Below are 18,686 nucleotides of genomic sequence, written 5' to 3' on the forward strand. Positions count from 1 at the left end.
CGCCCTACTCCAGCGAGCCGGCAGCGCGGTTGCGTAACGCCTGCCTGTGCTGCTCCAGCGCGATCAGCTCGGCGAACAGCCGCATGTGCTCGTCCTCGTTCTGTACGGGGTTGAGCCGCTGCAGCCTCGACTTGATCTCGTTGATCCGCCTGGCGGCTGCCAGCTCCTGGATCCGGGCCAGCAGCGAGGTGCCGTAACGCTCTGTCGTCGCACCGACGGAGTGGAGCGGCTCGACGGCCAGGGCCGTGATCAGGCCGCGGATGGCGTCGTCGGCTGCGTGCTCGCGCAGCTTCGACACCCACCCGTCGCCGCCGGGGGCGGTGCCGACGCCGCCCGAGGCTGTGGCGGCGGTGCGTATCGCGAGGTAGGCGGGGTGCGTGAAGTCGCCGTCCTCGAGCGCGTCGAACGCCGGGCCGGCCATCGCCGGAGCCTGGATGACGAGCTTGAGCAGCTCGCGCTCGACCGACAGCCGCGGGTCGTTCGGCGGCGGCAACGGGATGCCCGCCGGCAGCGCGGCCAGCTGGCCGGGCACCTGTGGACGCTGTTGCTGCTGGCGGCGGCCCTGTTGTTGCTGCTGCGCCGGCCGCTGCCCCGACTGCAGCACGCGTCCGACCTCGGCGCGTACTTCCTCGATGTCCATGCCGAGCATGCCGGCGAGCTCGCGGGCGTAGGCGCCGACCTTGGACCGGTCGCGCACGGCAGCCACGAGCGGCGCCGCCGAGCGCAGCGCGTCGATGCGGGCGTCGGCGCGGTTGAGGTCGTAACGCGACAGCACGTTGCGCAGCACGAACTCATACAACGGCACCCGGCGCGCGATCAGGTCGCGGACAGCGGCATCGCCCTTGGACAACCGCAGGTCACAGGGGTCGAGGCCGTCGGGCTCGACGGCGACGTAGGTCTGGGAAACGAACTGCTGATCGCCCTCGAACGCCTTGAGCGCGGCGCGCTGGCCGGCCTCGTCGCCGTCGAAGGTGAAGATCACGTCGCCGCGGAACTCGTCGTGGTCGAGCAGCAGGCGGCGCAGCACCCGCACGTGGTCCTCGCCGAACGCCGTGCCGCAGGTGGCGACCGCGGTCGGGACGCCGGCCAAGTGGCAGGCCATCACGTCGGTGTAGCCCTCGACGACCACAGCCTGCGACTGCCGGGCGATCTCGCGCCTGGCCAGGTCGACGCCGTAGAGCAGCTGGCTCTTGTGGTAGATCGGCGACTCGGGCGTGTTGAGGTATTTCGCCTCGACGCGGTCGTCGTCGTAGAGCCGCCTGGCGCCGAAGCCGACGACATCGCCGGACAGCTCGCGGATCGGCCAGATCAGCCGCCCGCGGAACCGGTCGTAGCGACCGCGCTGTCCCTCGGCGACCAGCCCGCCGGCCACAAGGTCCTCGTCCTTGAACCCCTTGCCGCGCAGGTGGTTGAGCAGCGCCGACGGCCCCCTGGGCGCGTAGCCGACGCTGAACATCTCGGCAGCGGCCCGGTCGAAGCCGCGCTCGGACAGGAACGTGCGCCCCTTGGCGGCCTCGGGCGAGGTGTTGAGCTGCTCGGAGTAGTACTCCGCGGCCAGGCGGTGCGCCTCGACCAGCTTGCTGCGCTGGCCGCGCTCGAGGTTGGACCGGCCGGCCTTGCCGCCACCGTCGACGTAGCGCAACTGGACGCCGGCCCGCTCGGCGAGCCGCTCGACCGCCTCGATGAACGTGATGCCTTCGATCTCCTGCAGGAACCAGATCACGTCGCCGCCGGCCGAGCAGCCGAAGCAGTGACAGTGCCCGAGGTGCGGCCGCACATTGAACGACGGCGACTTCTCGTCGTGGAACGGGCAGAGCCCCTTCAACGAGCCGGAACCGGCCGGACGCAGCGTGACGTACTGCGAGACGACCTCGTCGATGCGAGTGCGCTCGCGTACCAGCGCGATGTCCTCGTCACGGATCCGGCCTGCCATGACCAGTGAGTCTACGGCCCGCCCCCGACACCTCGAACGCCCGTCGGTCGGCACGGTTTATCGGCTGATTCCCTAGTACGAGCTATTCCAAGCGCCCTGGTCGCGGTCACAGTGAAGCGGAACTGTCCGCCCCCGCACACGGAGCGCATCCATGAGGAACGAACCCCTCCCCTACACCGTGATCCTCGGTGATATCGAGAACTACAGCCCAGGTGGGCCACTACGGCATGTCGAGTTCCAGGACGGCCTACACGGCGTGCTGGAGGACGCGAGTGAACGGGCCGGCCTGCGCAGGATGAAGTGGATACGCCAGGGCACCGGCGATGGTGAGCTCGCCCTGTTGCCTGCCGACATTCCGAAGTACCAGGTCGTCTCCAACTTCCTCTACCACCTGGTGAACGCGCTCGACGTCCACAACCGAAGCCGGGCGGAAGGACACCGGATCCGCCTCCGGCTCGCGGTCGACTGGGGCGATGTCGTGGTCAACGGACCGAACTTCGCCGGTAATGCACCGATCCGCGTAGCCCGGCTCTGCGACAACGAAGAGTTCAAGCGAACACTCGCCAGCTCCACGACGTCCGACGTCGCACTGATCGTGTCCGACGGCTTCTACAACGAAGTCGTACGCGACGGCGCGTACGGCGTCGACCCGGGCACGTACCGGCGGCTCCAGGTCGACAATCTGCGGAAGAACTTCAGCGAAGCCGCGTGGATCCACCTGCCCGGAAACAGGCAGGGAAGATCGACCGCCGGGCCGGCGAAGCCCGAGCCGGTAGCGGAGCCTCCGCTACCTACCGTTCCTCCTGAGCAAGCCACACCGTCGTACGGTGGCCAGTACAACTTCCAGGACAAGGTCGAGGTCTCCGGAGCGGCCGCGTTCGGCCCCGGCGGCACGGCCGTCCAGCGGAACGTCGAACCACGTCGGCCAAGGCGGACGCCGTGACGGCCACGACCGCGGAGCCCAAGAGCAGTCCCGACCCTGAGCAGGCCGCCCAGCCTCCTGATGCCGGTGACGTGGCCAACGGGTCGAGCGACCAGCCGGCGAACGGCCGGTCGCGCGAGCAGACAACCCCAGAGCAGGACGTCGAGCAGACGTACGGCGAAGAGGCGCTCGCCCGCAGGGAAGCCGAGCAGGTCCAGCGGAACGAACGGCTCAGCCGCCTGGATCCGTCGTTCGAGTTCAAGGAACAGGTCGGCATCTCGGGAGCCGCCGCACTCGGACCCTACGGGCGGGTCTTTCAGACGAACATCTATAACGGCGCGTCTGCGGAACTGCCTGGTGAGCCGACCGTCAACAGTTTCGACTCGGTCGATATCGCCGAGATCCACACCGGCCATCTAAGGGTGGCGAACCACGCCGAACTCGTCGCACGCCTGCGTGAGCGTCACCTGCAGGTCCTGGCCGGGCCGCCAAGCACGGGCAGGCGGGCAACAGCGATGGTCGCGCTGGTCGACCTGCTCCACAAGGTCGGGCCCAAGCATTGTGACAGCGGCTGCGACGGTGACCACGAACTGAGCTATATACAGCTCGATGCGAAGTCTCCGTTGGAACGGCTGCTGTCGTGGAGCCCTGAGGAGCACCACGGCTACATCATGGAGCTGGCCACCACAGAGCAACGGCAGGCACTGACGTCCGTCCAGCTCAGGCTGCTTCGCAACGTGTTCCGCGGCTCGTTCCTGGTCCTCATCGCCGAGGACGATCTGCCGGACGACGTGGGTTCGCATACCGATGATGTCCTCCGGCACGTACCGCCCCCGGCCCTGGAGATCCTGACCGCGTACCTGCGCGCTGCGCCGGATGTCTGCACCGACGATCTCGTCGACCACGTCCGCGTACGTCAGAATCTGGTCAGCAACTCGCATCCACAGAAGATCAGACGACTTGGCGAACGCCTGGTCCATGGGCTGCGGGCAGGCAGATCGGTGGAGGAGATCCTGCCTGCTCCCGCGAGCATCCTGAGGCAGTCGATCCGGGAGAAGCTCTACGCGGAAGCTGTGGGCGAGGACGGCACAACAAGCGGCCTGCTGGACCTCACCGCTCCGGCGGGCAGGATCAGGCTACGCAAGCTGACCTACCTCGCCGCGTCCGCCGTGCTCGACGGTCGTCAGCAGCCCGAGGTGCTGTACGCAGCGGATTGTCTGTTCACCCGGCTCCTGCCGGCTGAGACGCCGCACGCGCCAACCATCCAGGAGATGTTCGGCTACCGGGTCGATGATCTGCTCGAGTTCCTTCGCACCGGAGGCACCGGCATCCTGGACGTCCGGGCTTGGGAGTCATGCCCGCGTGTCGTTCGGTTCGCCACACCCGAGCTGGTCGGCGCGGTCCTCGACGTGTGCTGGAACGACTATCCGGGGTTACGCAACCCACTCCTGAACTGGTTGTGCGACCTGGCCGAGGGCGAACCGAAGGATCGGGCAGGAGTGTGGGCCAGCGCGGCGCAGGCGATCGGACACCTGGCAGGCTACGACTTCGACCATTTCCGCGACAGGATCATCCGGCCATGGGCATTCTCCCACCGCCGGATCGACCGGCAAGCTGCGGCTGACGCCCTCGAGGTCGTAGCGTTCGACCCAGCGCTTCGTCCAACCGTCCGGGCGTTGCTGATCACCTGGATTTCAAGCGGCGTGTTCAACAGCCAGCACACTGCGGTGCTGGCCTACCAGAACACCCTGGGCCGGTTGTTCCCGGCTGACGCCTGGGCCGGTTTGATCCGGCTGGCCGAGGACAAACGGTATTCGCACAGCCATACGATTGCTTTCGCGATCGACAACCTTGCCAAGGACGCGGCCCCTTCCGCTCACCTGGCTCTCTTACGCTTGCTGGCCGACTGGTCGGAGTCGAAGCTCCCCCAGTTGCGCGTTCAGTCGACCCGCTGCTTCGCGCTGCTGGCGTGGCGGAACGCCGCGTCGCCCAACAGAGCGTGGCCGCTGCTGTTGCGCGCTGCCACGACGCCCAACTCGCGTGAGGCCCTGACGACGATCTGGCGCTGTGGCCTGGACAGTGCGCTTATGAGAAACGTGCTGTGGCGACGCCTCGGTTCTTGGGTCGGCCGAATCGGCATCGACCCCGAGCTCGACGAAGCGATGGAGACAGTACTCGACGGCATCGCCGGGCGTGCTGCGCTGCGCAGACGGCTGGTCTTCCATCTCCGGCGCTGGCGGCAGACCAGCCGGTCGCCCCTCCTGGATTCACGTATCCACCAGTTCGAGAAGGAGTAGTCATGCCCGCGGAACTTGTCAGAAGGCGACGGTCGGGCCCCTTCGAAAAGAGCCGCTCCTGGATCGTCTCGTTGCTTCGGCGGAGGTCGTCGAAAGCCATGTGGGAACTGGAAAAGCTGCTCTTCGTGCCCGCCAAGGGCGAAACCTACGACTTCGTCGTCGACGCGACAGGCACGTGGGTTGGCAGCGGAATCTGGCGGTTCGGCCTCAACCGTCGTATTCGCAAGTACGAGACGGACGCCCTGCGGAGGGTGCAGGCCATCAGCCGGTCGGTCGCGCGCAGGTACCCGCCACAAGAACCTGGGCTGGCCGAGTTAGCGATGAACGAGGACCTGAACGGCGGCTGGCTGTATGACGACAACGTACGGTTCGAGGTGGCGGTTCAGGTCGATGTAGACGAAGAACTTCGCCACTATCTGACCGAGGCGATGAACGCGCGTATCAATCTGGAGAACAACGCCGCGTTCAGCCGTCGGCAGACCGAACTGCTGGATGAGCTGGTACCACGCTGGCAGGAAGTATTGACCAAGGTCGGCCGGGATCTCGAGGCTGTCCACGCGAGCAGGCTTGCCGACGCGAACGGAGAGTTCGCCAACTCCGTCAACGAAATCATCCAGGAGGGCAAGGCGCGCTCCAAGGAGCTGCTTGCGCTGCTGGAGAACTCGGTCAGGGCGCACAAGGACATGGATTTGTATGAGTTCACCACGTCCTACGATTCGGCGCTGTCGGCTTTCATGACGTACATGGGGATTCCATCCGGACAGGAAGGCAAGGACAGACCTCCGACCAAGCATGCGAACGGTCGGCAGGTGTAACCCAGAGCACGCAGTTGGTCGTCGGAGCGCGGCTATCGTGGAAGTAAGTCGCGGAGAGTCGCACTGGTAGGGACGTCGATGCTGCCTACACCGTCGAACCCGAGTCCACAGTTCTGGCATCCGAACAGCTTTCTGGGTCAGCTGTCGCCCGCCACCCGAGCGGTACTACTTCGAACCGGGATCACACGCACGTACCACAACAAAGAGACACTTCTGCACAAAGGCGATGTCAGTCGGCATGTGCTCGTCCTCCTGTCCGGCAAGGTCCGCGTCACCGCCGACAGCAATGATGGACGGGTGGCACTGCTCGCGATCCGGATCGAAGGCGACCTGGTCGGAGAGCTCGCCTGCCTCGACGATCAGCCGCGATCGGCCACGGTGAGCATAGTTACGAGCGGCAGTGAGCGGGGAGCCGTACACGTGATCGGGCAGCAGGCCTTCCGGGCCTTCCTCGGAAACCACTCCGACGCCGGTCTGGCCATCTCCAGATGCGTATCCGCGAAGCTGCGCTGGTCGACCGAGAGGCGGATCGACTTCACCCAACCGGTGCCGGTCCGCCTCGCCAGGGTGCTGTACGAACTGGCCAGGCAGTATGGCCATCTGGACCCGACCGGCGTGCTGATCCTGAAACCGTTCACGCAATCCGACTGGGCGAGATTCATCAGCGCGTCCCTGCCCAGCGTCCAGATCGCGTTCCAGCAGCTTCGTGAGGCTGGCCTGGTCAGGACGCTCTACCGCCAGGTCGTCGTCACCGACCCCCATGGGCTCCACGACTTCGCCAGGCTCAGAACGGATATATCGCCCCCCGAAAACTGCGCGTGAAAAGCCTTAGTTGATTGGCGAATCCGTCGTATCCTGGTATACGAGGCAGCGCACCACTTACTTGGGGGACGACTATGGTGCCTCAGCCACCAGAGTCAAGCATCGACACCTGGCATCCCAACAGCTTTCTCGGTCAACTGCGGCCCGAAACGCGTTCCGCACTGTTGCGGATGGGCACCTCTCGCACGTACAGGGACAAAGAGATTCTTCTGCACAAGGGCGATGAGAGCAGGCACGTCCTCATTCTCGTCTCCGGCCGGGTTCGGGTGACGGCCGACACCGACGACGGACGCGAGGCTCTGCTGGCGATCCGGATCGAAGGGGAACTGCTCGGCGAGCTCGCGTTCCTCGACGACGAGCCGCGGTCGGCGACGGTCGCGGCCGTGACGAATCCGGAGGAGCCGGCCGAGGCTCGGATCATCGCGCAGTCGCAGTTCCGCGACTTCGTCGCCACGCACGCCGATGCGGGCCTGGCGATGTCGAAGACCGTTGCCGCAAAGCTCAGATGGGCTACCCGGCGGCGGGTCGACTTCGCGGAGTCGGTCACCGTACGGCTGGCCAGGGTGCTGTGCGAGCTGGCCCGGCAGTACGGCCGGCCAGGCACGACCGGCATCATCACGCTGTCGCCGTTCACCCAGACCGACTGGGCGGGATTCATCAGCGCGTCGCTGCCGAGCGTCCAGAACGCGTTCACGCGACTGCGGGACGCACGGCTGGTGCGGACGTTCTACCGGCAGGTCGAGATCGCGGACCTGCCTGGACTGCAGACGTTCGCGCGGCTCAGCGAGGAGCAACTCGGCTAGAAACTTTTGGATTCGGGCAATCCAAACCAGGCCCTGAGACGAACTAGTTTGGTGTGTCGTGGAGAAGTGTCCCGAGACTCGCGTCTTCTGAATCAAAATTTCTGAATCACATGTTCCGAATCCCATACTTTTATGGGGTCTTCCGTGCGATAACCGGTCAGAGTAGGCGCCAGAGTCACCCAGCAGCACCCGAGCCGCACCCACGTAGCAACGGAGCGTACCTGTGAGATCAGACCCTTTCCGCGTGGCACCGCGCCGGCATCGCCGGCCCGGTTCCGCGACGCTCAATGCTGTGAGTGCCGGCCGCACTGACTCCGCCTAGGCACGCAAGGGGCACTCAGCCTCGGCGGAAACAGAGTGCTGGGGTGGCGTAGGGGGGACCCGTCGCCCCAGCACTCCTTTCGGAACTCAAGGCACGTCGCCGTCCGCACTGTACCGGCCGCGCGGCTCTGGTACGGCTCGGGTGCGGCTCTGGCTCGTAAGGAACTGAACAGACCGTCATGGCGCCGCCATCAAGAATGCCGACATCACAAACGCAGAGCTGGCACACACGCAGCTTCCTCGGTCAACTCGACCCGGAAAGCCGGTTGGAGCTGCTCAGTCTCGGCGCCGAGCGTTGCTACGAGCCCGACGAGACGCTGCTGCGCGAAGGCGACCGCACCCGGCAGGTCTATGTCCTGCTGACCGGACGGGTCCGGGTCACGGCGGAGAACGAGGACGGCAAGGTCGCGCTGCTCGCGATCCGCACGTACGGCGAACTGGTCGGCGAGCTCGCCTGCCTCGACGGTGAGCCGCGGTCGGCGACGGTCACGGCGGACGCCAGGGAGACCGTGCACGCCCGCGTCATCTCGCACACCGACTTCCGTACGTTCGTACGCGCGCATCCCGAGGTCGGCATGGCGGTCTCCCGTAGCGTCGGCGCCAAGCTGCGGTGGGCGACCCGGCGCCGGATCGACTTCAACGAGCCGGTGCCGCGGCGGCTGGCTCGCGTCCTGCACGAGCTCGCCGAGCAGTACGGCTACGCCCGCGGCGGCAAGGTCACGCTCGAGCCCTACACCCAGCCCGACCTGGCCGCGCTGGTCGGCGCGGCCCAGCCGACGACGCAGAAAGCCCTGGCCGGGCTCCGGCGGGCCGGCCTGATCGACACGGGCTATCGCAGCGTGACGATCAGGAGCATGGTCGAGCTGTCGACGTTCGCCGGCCTGGCAAGCGGCTACCTCTAGCCGGCGTAGACCTCGCCCAGCGGCACCTCGGGGTCGGCGAGCTTCTCGCGGTCGACCGGACGGCCCGAACGGATCAGCGCCTGGATGTCGTCCTGCACGTCCCAGACGTTGACGTTCATCCCCGCCACCACCTGGTCGTCCCGCAGCCAGAACGCGATCAGCTCGCGATCCTCCAGCGATCCCCGGATCACTACCTTGTCGATGTCGCCACGCTCGACGAACCCGCCGTACTCCATGCCGAGGTCGTACTGGTCGCTGAAGAAGAACGGCACCGGGTCGTAGGTGACGTCCTGACCCAGCATCGCCTTCGCCGCGGCCTCGCCACCGTCGTTGGCGTTGGCCCAGTGCTCGACCCGCAACGGCTTGCCGTACAACGCCGACGGCCAGCGCGCCACGTCACCAGCGGCGAACACGTCGACGTTCGACGTGCAGAGGGTCTTGTCGGTCACGATGCCGTCGTCGACGATCAGGCCGCCGGACTCGGCCAGAGCAGTGTCGGGCGAGATGCCGACGCCCACGATGACCACGTCGGCAGGCAGGTGCGTGCCATCAGACGTCTGTACGGACGTGATGACGCCGTCCTCGCCCTCGAGCTCGAGGATGCCCTGCCCGAAGCGGAACTCCACGCCCTGGTCGCGGTGCAGGTCGGCGAAGAAGACGCCCAGCTCGGAGCCCAGCACGCTGAACAGCGGCGTCGGGAACCGCTCGATCACCGTGACCGAGGCGCCGTGCTTGCGCGCGGCCGCGGCCGTCTCGAGCCCGATCCAGCCGGCGCCGATCACGATGACCTGCTTGCCCTCGCCGAACGAGTCGCGCAGCGCCACCGACTGCTCCATCGTGCGGAGGTAGTGGACGCCGGCCAGGTCGCTGCCGGGAACGTTGAGCTTGCGCACGGTCGACCCGGTCGCGATCAGCAGCTTGTCGTAGGCGAGCTTCTCGCCGCCCTCCAGCGTGACCTCGTGGGCCTTGGTGTCGAGCGCGGTCGCCGTCGCGCCCAGCTTCAGTTCGACGTTGTTGTCGTCGTACCACTTCTGGTCCTGGAGGTACGCGACGTCCGGCTGGTCGTTGCCGAGGAGCACCCCCTTCGACAGCGGCGGCCGTTCGTAGGGAAGCTCCGACTCGGCCCCCACCAGCACGATGCGGCCCTGGAACCCCTCAGCCCGCAGGGTCTCGGCGGCCTTGCCACCGGCCACGCTCGCGCCGACGATCACGTAGGTCTGCTGCGCTTGGTCGCTCATGGAACCGACCTTAGTTGCTCACGCTCTGGCAGTGCAGGGCATGCCATGCCAAAGCGGACGCGTCGGTCAGCGACGCGATCTGGTCGACGACGACGCGCAGCCGGGCCGAGTCATCGGCCGCCGCCGCGAAGTCCAGCGCGAACGCCGGCTCCAGCCCGTCGGGCGCTGTACGCAGCAGCGCCTCGCCGAGCTCGTGCACCACCTCACGCTGCCTGACCTGCAGCGTTTCGCGTTCGTGCGTACGCATGACGTACCTCGCCGCGATTCCCTTGAGGCACGCGATCTCGGCACGTTGCTCCGGCGGAACGAACAGGTCGGCCTGGTACCTCGTCAGCGGCCCGCCGCCGTAGACCGCCCGGGTCGCCTGCTCGGCGGCCGTGCAGAAGCGGCCGATCAGCTGGCTGGTCAGGTCCTTCAGCACCGCCTGCGCGCCCCGGCTGCCGTCGTAGCCGCCGGCGGGCCAGTAGCCGAACGTACGCAGCCGCTCGTACGCCGCGTCCAGCTCGGCATCCGGCACGCCCGGCAGGTACCAGTCGCGGACGACCTCCCACACCTCCGTGCGCGCGTCCGGCGACGCCAGCGCCATCAGGTCGATCCTGCCGGACACGACACCGTCCTCGACGTCGTGCACGGAGTACGCGACGTCGTCGGCGAAGTCCATGACCTGCGCCTCCAGGCACCGGCGGACGCCGTGCGACCCGACCGGCGCGCGCAGCCAGCCGAACACCTCGAGGTCGTCGGCGTACACGCCGAACTTCGCGACGACCGGGCCCTCGCCGCGCTGCCAGGGGTACTTGGTCGCGGCGTCCAGGCTGGCCCGGGTGAGGTTGAGCCCGGCACCGTCGACCTTCGCCTCGAGCCGCGTGAGCAGCCGCAACGTCTGCGCGTTGCCCTCGAACCCGCCGATGTAGCGGGCCAGCTGGTCGAGTGCGTCCTCGCCGTTGTGCCCGAACGGCGGATGGCCGAGGTCGTGCGCGAGGCAGGCGGTGTCGACGACATCGGGGTCGCAGCCCAGCGCCTGGGCTATCTCGCGGCCGACCTGCGCGACCTCGAGCGTGTGGGTCAGACGGGTACGTACGAAGTCGTCGCTGCCCGGCCCCACGACCTGCGTCTTGGCCGCGAGCCGGCGCAGCCCGGCGGAGTGCAGCACGCGGGCGCGGTCGCGGGCGAACGGGGTACGGCCGGAACGCTTGACCGGTTCCGGCGCCCAGCGCTCGAGGTCGCCCTCGCCGTAGCCGGCGACGCGGCGCGCACCGGCGGCGCCGGCCGGATCCGTCGGGTCGGCCGCGCCTGCTGTGCCCGCTGTGCCCGCTGTGCCCGCTGTGCCCGCTGTGCGCTGCACGCCGTCCATGCCTGTCATACGAGGCCGACCCTAGACGACGCGGGTTGAACCCGGGCCCGCGCTCACCCAAGTGCGCGAAGATTCTCGATGACCTTGCGGTAGACGGCGTCCCGGCGCTCGCCGGCCCCGGACGCCTGCACCGTGATGATCGTGCGCCCCACCCGGGCGACCAGGCCGCCCGAGGATCCGTCCGCACGTTCCTGGTTGCCGCCGTGCCGGGTCGATCGCTCCTCACCGAACAGTGCGGCTGCTTCCTGCCCGGTCGCGGCCACCCAGAGCACCCGGACCCGCGCGACCACCGTCAGCTCCGCCGCGTCGCCCCGGGTCTCGTACGCACACGATGTCGCGGGAACCCTCGTGCTGCCGACCGTCAGCGGGAGCTCGGCCTCCGGCGCACGCAACGGAGTACGCAGCGCGGGGTCGTCCGGGATGCCCGCCAGCAGCCGGCACGGATCCGGCCACGCGCCGGGCGGGACCCCGCCGAGCTCGACCGGCTGCTTCGGGTCGCGTACGGCGAAGGACGTCACGACCGGAGGCCCGGACGGGTCGGAGCCGGACCTGGGCTGGGTCGCGAGGAACAGCCGGCCGCCACCCGCTCCGAGCCAGCTGCCCTGGTCTCCGTCGTGCTCCGCGGCGGTCCGCAGCGGCCCGGCCGGCAGCAGCGGAACCGAGCGGACGCTTCCCGCGCTGAGCTCGGCCACCACCAGCCCGCTCAGCTTCAGGTCGGCCCGCAGGCGGTCCGGATCGGGTGGCAACAGGGAGCTGCGCAGGTCGTAGAACCGCCCGCCCGCGACGGCGCTCAGGCCGCTGCGGTCGCTGCCCGTCCAGGCCTGGAGTGGCTTGGCGGCTCGGGTGTCCGGGTCCACGGAGACCAGCACGCCACCCTCGTGCGCCTTCGACTGGTAGAGCAGCACGACCCCTGAGCCGTTCGCGTAGAGCTCGCACAGGCAGGAGCTCCCCTTCGGAGCGCGGAACAGCTCGCCGCCGTCGGGGCCGATCAGCACGGGCGGGGCGTCGAAGCGGCTGTACAGCCCGATCTCGCCGCGTAGCGTCACGTCGCCCGGCGAGGGCCGGTGCCAGCGCGGCCGGCCCGAAGCCGCGTCCAACGCCACCGACATCGAACCGCCCGCCGCCCCGCAGCCGAACCTGGCCGGCAGGAGCGGACCCGATCCATGCTCGCCGGTTCTCGGCTTCGGCTCCGGTCTCGGCTTGGCACAGTCGCCGAGGACGTCCCGATCCTCGATCCGCCAGCGCTGCTCGCCGGTCCGCGCGTCGAGCCCGATCCGTTCCGACGGCGAGTCCGGCTGGATGACGACGGTGCCGCCAGCGGCGTCGCCCCAGTCGGGCGGCGTGCCGGAACGCGCGTCACCGGCGGCGGTGATGAACCAGTCCTCGGACTTCTCCCACAGCTGCTTCCCCGTGCCCGCGTCGAGGCCGACGAGGTGCTTGTCGCCGGCCTGTTCGCTGCCGTCCTTCTGCTCGCCCTTGTACGTGTTCAGCGCGATCGCACCGTCGGTCTCGGCGGCACCCCAGATCCGGCGGCCGGGCTCGCGGTACGACCATGCTGCCTGGCCGGTCGTGGCGTCGTAGGCCACGAGCCCGGTCTTGGTCAGGACGACCAGGTTGCCGCCGGCCAGCCGGTACGTCGAGGGTTCGGAGCCCACCGCCCGGAGCGTGGCCCTCCACACCTGCTCGGGCCGGCCCGCCTCCGGCCCGACGTCCAGCAACGGTGCCGGAGCAATCTCGGCCACCTCGTGCTCGACATCGGGATGTACACCGCAGCCGACGAGCAGGCCGACGCCGGCACAGGCGGCGAGCAGGCCAGGGAGGCGAAGGCGCCACTTCGTCATGGCCGACGATTGTTGGAGCCACCGCTTTCGGAACGCTTTACGCCGGCTATACCGCCAGTTCGCGGGCTCCCAGGCTCAGCCGAGCGCGCGCAGGTTCCGCACCACCGTCTGCTTCGCCGCCGCGAGCATCGTCGTGGAGTCCCCGGCCTGCACGGTGACGATCACGCGGCCCTCCCGCAGCACGTTCGCCCGGCCGAACAGCACCGGAGGCACACCCTTCAGCAGACCGGCAGCCTCCCGCTCCGAACGCGCCACCCACAGCACCTGAACCGAGATCGGCCCGGCGCTGCTGTCGGTGGACGCCGTACAGGTCAGCCGCGGGATCCGGACGCTCCCGACCGTCACGCCTTCGCCGGGCTCCATTCGCCCGTTCGCCTCGGTCTCCGGCGGAAGACCGGCCAGCAGCCGGCACGGGTCGGGCCAATCGGACGCCGGCACCCCTCCGAGCTCCAGCGGCTCTGGCGTACCGGCCGGCGCGTACGACGTGATCACCGGCGCGGTCTCCGGATCCGCGGCGGTGCGGGCATTGTGAGTCTGGGTCGCGAGGAAGAGCCGGTCACCGGACACGCCGAGCCAGCTCGACGGCAGGACCTGCCCCTCGGCCTGGGTGAAGAGGGTGCCGGCGAACGGCAGCGGTACCGACCGCAGCCGCCCGCCGGCCACGTCGGTCACCGACAGGCCTGAGGGCAGCAGCGAAGCGCCGAACCCCTGGGTCACCGACTGCGTCAGCTCGTACAGCCGTCCGCCTGCCACCGTCCGCGCGCCCTCCAGCGTGGACGTCCAGCCGCTGATCGGGGTCGCTTGGCCGTTGCGAACGTCGATGCTGACCAGCACGTCCTTGCGCGCCTTGTCGTCGCGGTAACTCAGCAGCGCCCGGCCGCCGGTGACCAGCAGGTCGCAGGAGCACTTGCTGCCGGCCGGCGCGGCGTACAGCTGCTTGCCGTCGGGTCCGAGCAGCACCGGCGTCGCGTCTGTCTCGTCCCACAGCGTCACGCCGTCGCGGGTGGTCGTCCGAACGGTCGGACCGTTCAGCGACGGCAGAGCCTTCCGCCAGCGCAGCTTGCCCGTGCGGGCATCCAGCGCCACCATCACGTCTTTCGGCAGGCCGCAGCTCAGCCGCGTGACCAGGATCGGGCCCGTGCCCGCGGCGCCGCGCTGGTCTGTGCACGCCCCCGCCACGTCATGGTCGCTGACCTGCCACAGCTTCTTGCCGGTACGCGCCTCGATCCCGGCCCGTTCGAACGGAGACTCCGCCTCGACCGCCACGACGCCGTCGGCCGCGTCACCCCAGGTCGGCGGCGTGGTGGAGCCCGTGCTGCCGTCGGCGAGGATGCTCCAGTCCTTGGTCGACTCCCACAGCTCCTCGCCCGTACCCGCGTCCAGGCCGACGAGGTGCTCGTCCCTGATCCGGTCGCTGCCGTCCTCGCGAACGTTCTGGTACGTGTGGAGCGCGATCGCGCCGTCGCTCTCGGCGATGCTCCACACCTGCCGGCCGGGCTCGCTGTAGTGCCAGGTGGGCTTGCCGGTGCGGGCGTCGTGCGCGTACACGCCGGTCTTGGTCGCGAGCAGCAGCGTGCCGCCGCTGATCCGGTAGCTCGCCCGCTGCTTGCCCGAGGATGCGGTGACCTTCCACGCCTGCTTGTACGTGCCCGGCGCTGGACCGCGGTCGGCCAGCGGCTTGGGCGCGCTCCCGGCCTGGGTACGGTCGACGTCGACGTTCAGCCCGCAGCCGGCGAGCAGCGCGCCGGTCAGGAGCGTGGCCAGCAGGGCGGCTGGAAGCGTGCACGGACCCGGTTTCTGTCCCCGCTTGGTCGTGGCCTCGATCATCGCTGCAGTCATTGTGGGCAATTCTGCACAGGTCCGATATCGGCGCACTACACGCGTGCTCTCACACCGGTCTTCCGGCCGGGAATTCGCCGATGTACAGTGAGGCAAGCCTAAACACAAATAGGCAAGCCTAACCATATCTTCTCTGCTCTCAAGGGGGCGTTTGTCCCGTGCTCACGACGTTCGTCGTCGGCCTGCGCGAAGGGCTCGAGGCAGCCCTGATCGTCGGTATCGTCGCCGCGTTCCTCAACCGGAGCGGCCGGCGAGACGCGATCAGGTACGTCTGGGCCGGCGTGCTACTCGCGATCGTGGCCTGCTCCGCGATCGCGGTCGGCCTGTGGTTGCTGTCGTCCGAGCTCACCCAGCAGTCCCAGGAGATCCTCGAGACGGTGATCGGCCTGATCGCGGTCGGCATGGTCACGTACATGATCCTCTGGATGCGCAAGCACTCCCGCGGCCTGAAGCACGAGCTCGAGGGTGCGGTCGGCAACGCGCTCGCCAAGGGGTCCGCGCTCGCGCTGGTCGGCATGGCCGTGCTCGCGGTGCTGCGGGAAGGCATCGAGTCGGTCGTGTTCCTGCTGGCGCTGTTCCGCTCGTCCGACGTGCCGGAGTTCGCGGGCATCGGTGCGGCGCTCGGCTTCCTGGTGGCGGCCGCGCTCGGCTACGGCATCTACAAGGGCGGCGTCCGGCTCAACCTCGCACGGTTCTTCAAGGTCACCGGTTTCGTGCTGGTGCTGGTCGCCGCGGGGTTGCTGATGTCGGCGGCGCACACCGCGCACTCCGCCGCGCTGCTCAACATCGGGCAGCAGCAGGCGCTCGACCTGACCTGGCTGGTCCGGCCCGGCACGGTCCTGGAGTCGCTGTTCACCGGCGTACTCGGCCTGCAGCCCAAGCCGGTGGTGATCGAGCTGGTGGTCTGGCTCCTCTACCTCGTCCCGCTCGGCCTCTACGTCCTCTGGCCTTCCGGAGCACGGAAGCCCGCCCCTCAGAAGTCCACCGAGAAGTCCACAGAGAAGTCCCCCGAGAACTCCACCGAGCCGGCGGAGTCGGCCGGCTCGTACGAAAGGTCGTCCAAGTGAGCGCTCGCCGTTCCCTCTTCGCGGTGACTGCAGGGCTGGTGGCCGCTGGCCTTGCCCTGACCGGCTGCCAGAAGGTCTCGAACGACGCCGACCCCGGCCCGTCCGCCAAGGAGAGCCGCAAGCTCGCGATCACGATCACCGACTCCGGCTGCCGGCTCTCGCCGCAGACGATCTCGGCCGGGCCGGTCACGTTCCAGGTGAAGAACCAGGACGCCAGCGTCGTCACCGAAGCCGAGCTGATCAACGCCGAGGGCCGCATCCTCGGCGAGCGCGAGAACCTCACGCCCGGGCTCGGCGGTTCGTTCTCCAAGAACCTCGACGCGGGCAGCTACAGCATCTACTGCCCGGGCGCCGAGACCGAGACGGTCGACTTCAAGGTCACCGGCAAGGCGAAGCAGGCGAGCACACCGCCGCCCGAGATCAGCGCGCACCTGAAGCAGGGCACCGACGGCTACGCCGACTACGTGAAGTCGCAGACCGGGCAGCTGGTCACGGCGACCAAGGCGTTCACCGACGCCGTACGCGCGGGTGATGTGGAGAAGGCCAAGCAGCTCTACGGCCCGGCCCGGGTGTTCTGGGAGCGGATCGAGTCGGTGGCCGAGAGCTTCGGCGACCTCGACCCGGCAGTCGACGCGCGGGTCAACGACGTCGAGGACCCCGCGAAGTGGACCGGCTTCCACCCGATCGAGCAGGCGCTGTGGGAGAAGAACAGCACCGAGGGTATGGCGCCGCTCGCCGACGGTCTGGACGCCGACGTGGCCAAGCTCGACAAGCTCGTGCAGACCACGACGTACGAGCCGGCCGACCTGGCCAACGGCGCCACGACGCTGCTGACCGAGGTGTCGGGCAGCAAGATCACCGGCGAGGAGGAGCGTTACTCCCACATCGACCTGCTCGACATCTGGGCGAACGTCGACGGCGCCAAGCGAGCGTTCGACCTGCTGTCGCCGGCGCTGAAGCGGATCGACCCGGGTGCGGTCACGACCATCAACCAGCGGTTCACCGACGTGAACCAGCTGCTGGGGAAATACCGCGAGGGCACGTCGTTCACGTCGTACAACACGTTGAGCAAGGACCAGACCAAGGAGCTAGCCGACTCGATCGACGCGCTCGCCGAGCCGTTGTCGAAGGTCGCTGAGAAGGTCGTGGAATACAAGTGAGCAAGGGATTCACTCGGCGGGGTCTACTCTACGGCGGCGCGGCGGTCGGCGGTGCCGCCGTGGGCGCCGCGGCCGGCGGGCTGATCGGCGCGGCCAGCGCGGACGACCATGTGGTGACGGCGGCGCCGCCGCCGAAGTCCGACATCGTTCCGTTCTGGGGCAAGCACCAGGCGGGCATCGCGACGCCGGTGCAGGAACGCCTGGTGTTCGCGTCGTTCGACGTGGTGACGTCGGATCGCGCCTCGCTGGTCTCGATGCTCAAGGAGTGGACACGGGCGGCGGCGCTGATGACCCGCGGGGAGCCCGTCGGCGACGTGGCGGGGCATCCGATGGCGCCGCCGGAGGACACCGGCGAGGCGGAGGGCCTGCCGTCTGCCAACCTGACGTTGACGGTGGGGTTCGGGCCGTCGTTGTTCGACTCGCGGTTCGGGCTCGCGTCGCGGCGGCCCGCAGCCCTGCAGCCGATTCCGGCGCTGCCGGGCGACGAGCTGGACCCGTCGCGGTCGGGCGGTGACCTGTGCGTACAGGCGTGCGCCGACGACGCCCAGGTCGCCTTCCACGCGATCCGCAACCTGCTGCGCATCGGCCGCGGCACGGTCGTGATGCGCTGGTGCCAGCTCGGCTTCGGCCGCGCGGCGACGACGTCACGGTCCCAGTCGACGCCGCGTAACCTGATGGGCTTCAAGGACGGCACCAACAACATCCTGGCCGAGAACAAGCACGACATGTCCTCGTTCGTGTGGGTGGGTCCGTCGTCCGACCAGGCCTGGATGCACGGCGGCTCGTACGTCGTGACGCGCCGGATCCGCATGCTGATCGAGGCCTGGGACCGGGATCGGCTGGAGGACCAGGAAGCGGTGATCGGGCGGCAGAAGGTCGGTGGGGCGCCGCTTGGTGCTGTGCACGAGCACGACACCGTTCCGCTGGCGAAGAAGTCCGCTGCCGGCTCCCCCGTCATCGAGACCGACGCGCACATCCGGCTGGCGGCGCCGTCCTCCCATGGCGGAAAGAAGATCCTGCGCCGCGGCTACTCCTTCACCGACGGCATGGACCCGCGCACCGGCCAGCTGGACGCGGGGCTGTTCTTCATCTGCTTCCAGAACGACCCGGAGTCGCAGTTCGTGGCGATCCAGCGCCGCCTCGGGGCATCGGACCTGCTGAACGAGTACATCAAGCACGTTGCGAGTGCGGTGTTCGCCTGCCCACCAGGACTGCGGCCTGGCAGCTGGTGGGGCCAGGAGCTGTTCGCCTAGGGATGTTCTGTAAGTGTCGGTGGATAGCAAGGACGCCCGGCGGAGTCGATCGCACAAGGTCATACGGGCGATCTTCGTCCAACGCAGCCAGCGTGGGGCCGGGGCCGCCGCAGCCCGGCGAC

General features: G+C 68.7%; 14 protein-coding genes. 9 read left to right on the plus strand and 5 right to left on the minus strand.

Annotated features, from left to right (window positions below):
- Positions 1-4 precede the first annotated feature (4 nt).
- A complete protein-coding gene (gene dnaG / locus ACYVF6_RS04860) occupies positions 5-1,933 on the minus strand; it encodes a DNA primase (protein ID WP_460516147.1) in 1,929 nt (642 codons plus the stop codon).
- A gap of 151 nt (positions 1,934-2,084) precedes the next feature.
- Between dnaG and ACYVF6_RS04865 the strand changes: the two genes are divergently transcribed.
- The 6 genes from ACYVF6_RS04865 (at position 2,085) to ACYVF6_RS04890 (ending at position 8,815) form a co-directional block, all read left to right on the plus strand.
- Positions 2,085-2,876, plus strand: coding sequence for a hypothetical protein (locus ACYVF6_RS04865; RefSeq protein WP_460516150.1), 792 nt, complete (start codon positions 2,085-2,087; stop codon positions 2,874-2,876).
- Positions 2,873-5,152, plus strand: coding sequence for a hypothetical protein (locus ACYVF6_RS04870; protein ID WP_460516153.1), 2,280 nt, complete (start codon positions 2,873-2,875; stop codon positions 5,150-5,152). The genes ACYVF6_RS04865 and ACYVF6_RS04870 overlap by 4 nt, the downstream gene beginning before the upstream one ends.
- Positions 5,153-5,154: 2 nt before the next feature.
- The gene (locus ACYVF6_RS04875; protein WP_460516156.1) at positions 5,155-5,967 is read left to right on the plus strand and encodes a hypothetical protein; all 813 of its coding nucleotides are present in this window, start codon (positions 5,155-5,157) and stop codon (positions 5,965-5,967) included.
- Between the two features lie 78 nt (positions 5,968-6,045).
- Positions 6,046-6,789, plus strand: a complete 744-nt coding sequence (locus tag ACYVF6_RS04880; protein WP_460516159.1) for a Crp/Fnr family transcriptional regulator — start codon at positions 6,046-6,048, stop codon at positions 6,787-6,789.
- Positions 6,790-6,959: 170 nt separating this feature from the next.
- Positions 6,960-7,592, plus strand: coding sequence for a Crp/Fnr family transcriptional regulator (locus tag ACYVF6_RS04885; RefSeq protein ID WP_460516162.1), 633 nt, complete (start codon positions 6,960-6,962; stop codon positions 7,590-7,592).
- A gap of 518 nt (positions 7,593-8,110) precedes the next feature.
- A complete protein-coding gene (locus ACYVF6_RS04890; RefSeq protein ID WP_460516165.1) occupies positions 8,111-8,815 on the plus strand; it encodes a Crp/Fnr family transcriptional regulator in 705 nt (234 codons plus the stop codon).
- On the opposite strand, the gene ACYVF6_RS04895 is transcribed toward ACYVF6_RS04890, so the two are convergent.
- The 4 genes from ACYVF6_RS04895 to ACYVF6_RS04910 all read right to left on the minus strand — a co-directional run bounded on the left by ACYVF6_RS04895 (position 8,812) and on the right by ACYVF6_RS04910 (position 15,084).
- The gene (locus ACYVF6_RS04895; RefSeq protein WP_460516168.1) at positions 8,812-10,053 is read right to left on the minus strand and encodes an NAD(P)/FAD-dependent oxidoreductase; all 1,242 of its coding nucleotides are present in this window, start codon (positions 10,051-10,053) and stop codon (positions 8,812-8,814) included. The genes ACYVF6_RS04890 and ACYVF6_RS04895 overlap by 4 nt on opposite strands.
- A gap of 10 nt (positions 10,054-10,063) precedes the next feature.
- Positions 10,064-11,413, minus strand: a complete 1,350-nt coding sequence (locus tag ACYVF6_RS04900) for a deoxyguanosinetriphosphate triphosphohydrolase family protein (RefSeq protein ID WP_460516171.1) — start codon at positions 11,411-11,413, stop codon at positions 10,064-10,066.
- 44 nt (positions 11,414-11,457) lie between these two features.
- The gene (locus ACYVF6_RS04905) at positions 11,458-13,245 is read right to left on the minus strand and encodes a PQQ-binding-like beta-propeller repeat protein (protein WP_460516174.1); all 1,788 of its coding nucleotides are present in this window, start codon (positions 13,243-13,245) and stop codon (positions 11,458-11,460) included.
- Between the two features lie 75 nt (positions 13,246-13,320).
- Positions 13,321-15,084, minus strand: a complete 1,764-nt coding sequence (locus tag ACYVF6_RS04910; RefSeq protein WP_460516177.1) for an outer membrane protein assembly factor BamB family protein — start codon at positions 15,082-15,084, stop codon at positions 13,321-13,323.
- A gap of 158 nt (positions 15,085-15,242) precedes the next feature.
- Between ACYVF6_RS04910 and efeU the strand changes: the two genes are divergently transcribed.
- Genes efeU through efeB form a run of 3 tightly spaced genes read left to right on the plus strand, consistent with a single transcriptional unit; the run spans position 15,243 to position 18,564 of the window.
- A complete protein-coding gene (efeU, locus tag ACYVF6_RS04915) occupies positions 15,243-16,151 on the plus strand; it encodes an FTR1 family iron permease (RefSeq protein WP_460516180.1) in 909 nt (302 codons plus the stop codon).
- A 23-nt stretch (positions 16,152-16,174) separates the two neighbouring features.
- Positions 16,175-17,311: an iron uptake system protein EfeO gene (gene efeO, locus ACYVF6_RS04920; RefSeq protein WP_460516183.1), complete on the plus strand. Its 1,137-nt coding sequence runs from the start codon at positions 16,175-16,177 to the stop codon at positions 17,309-17,311.
- On the plus strand, positions 17,308-18,564 hold the full coding sequence (gene efeB, locus ACYVF6_RS04925; protein WP_460516186.1) for a Dyp-type peroxidase: 1,257 nt from the start codon (positions 17,308-17,310) through the stop codon (positions 18,562-18,564). Before efeO ends, efeB begins: the two co-directional genes overlap by 4 nt.
- Positions 18,565-18,686: the final 122 nt, after the last annotated feature.

The organism is Flindersiella endophytica (genome assembly GCF_054779015.1).

Bases quoted from the DNA above. Each gene is read 5' to 3' on its own strand.
- dnaG (WP_460516147.1), bottom strand. From the start codon at position 1,933: ATGGCAGGCCGGATCCGTGACGAGGACATCGCGCTGGTACGCGAGCGC.
- ACYVF6_RS04885 (WP_460516162.1), top strand. From the start codon at position 6,960: ATGGGCACCTCTCGCACGTACAGGGACAAAGAGATTCTTCTGCACAAG.
- ACYVF6_RS04880 (WP_460516159.1), top strand. From the start codon at position 6,046: ATGCTGCCTACACCGTCGAACCCGAGTCCACAGTTCTGGCATCCGAAC.
- ACYVF6_RS04895 (WP_460516168.1), bottom strand. From the start codon at position 10,053: ATGAGCGACCAAGCGCAGCAGACCTACGTGATCGTCGGCGCGAGCGTG.
- ACYVF6_RS04890 (WP_460516165.1), top strand. From the start codon at position 8,111: ATGCCGACATCACAAACGCAGAGCTGGCACACACGCAGCTTCCTCGGT.
- ACYVF6_RS04865 (WP_460516150.1), top strand. From the start codon at position 2,085: ATGAGGAACGAACCCCTCCCCTACACCGTGATCCTCGGTGATATCGAG.
- ACYVF6_RS04910 (WP_460516177.1), bottom strand. From the start codon at position 15,084: ATGACTGCAGCGATGATCGAGGCCACGACCAAGCGGGGACAGAAACCG.
- ACYVF6_RS04900 (WP_460516171.1), bottom strand. From the start codon at position 11,413: ATGACAGGCATGGACGGCGTGCAGCGCACAGCGGGCACAGCGGGCACA.
- ACYVF6_RS04875 (WP_460516156.1), top strand. From the start codon at position 5,155: ATGCCCGCGGAACTTGTCAGAAGGCGACGGTCGGGCCCCTTCGAAAAG.
- ACYVF6_RS04905 (WP_460516174.1), bottom strand. From the start codon at position 13,245: ATGACGAAGTGGCGCCTTCGCCTCCCTGGCCTGCTCGCCGCCTGTGCC.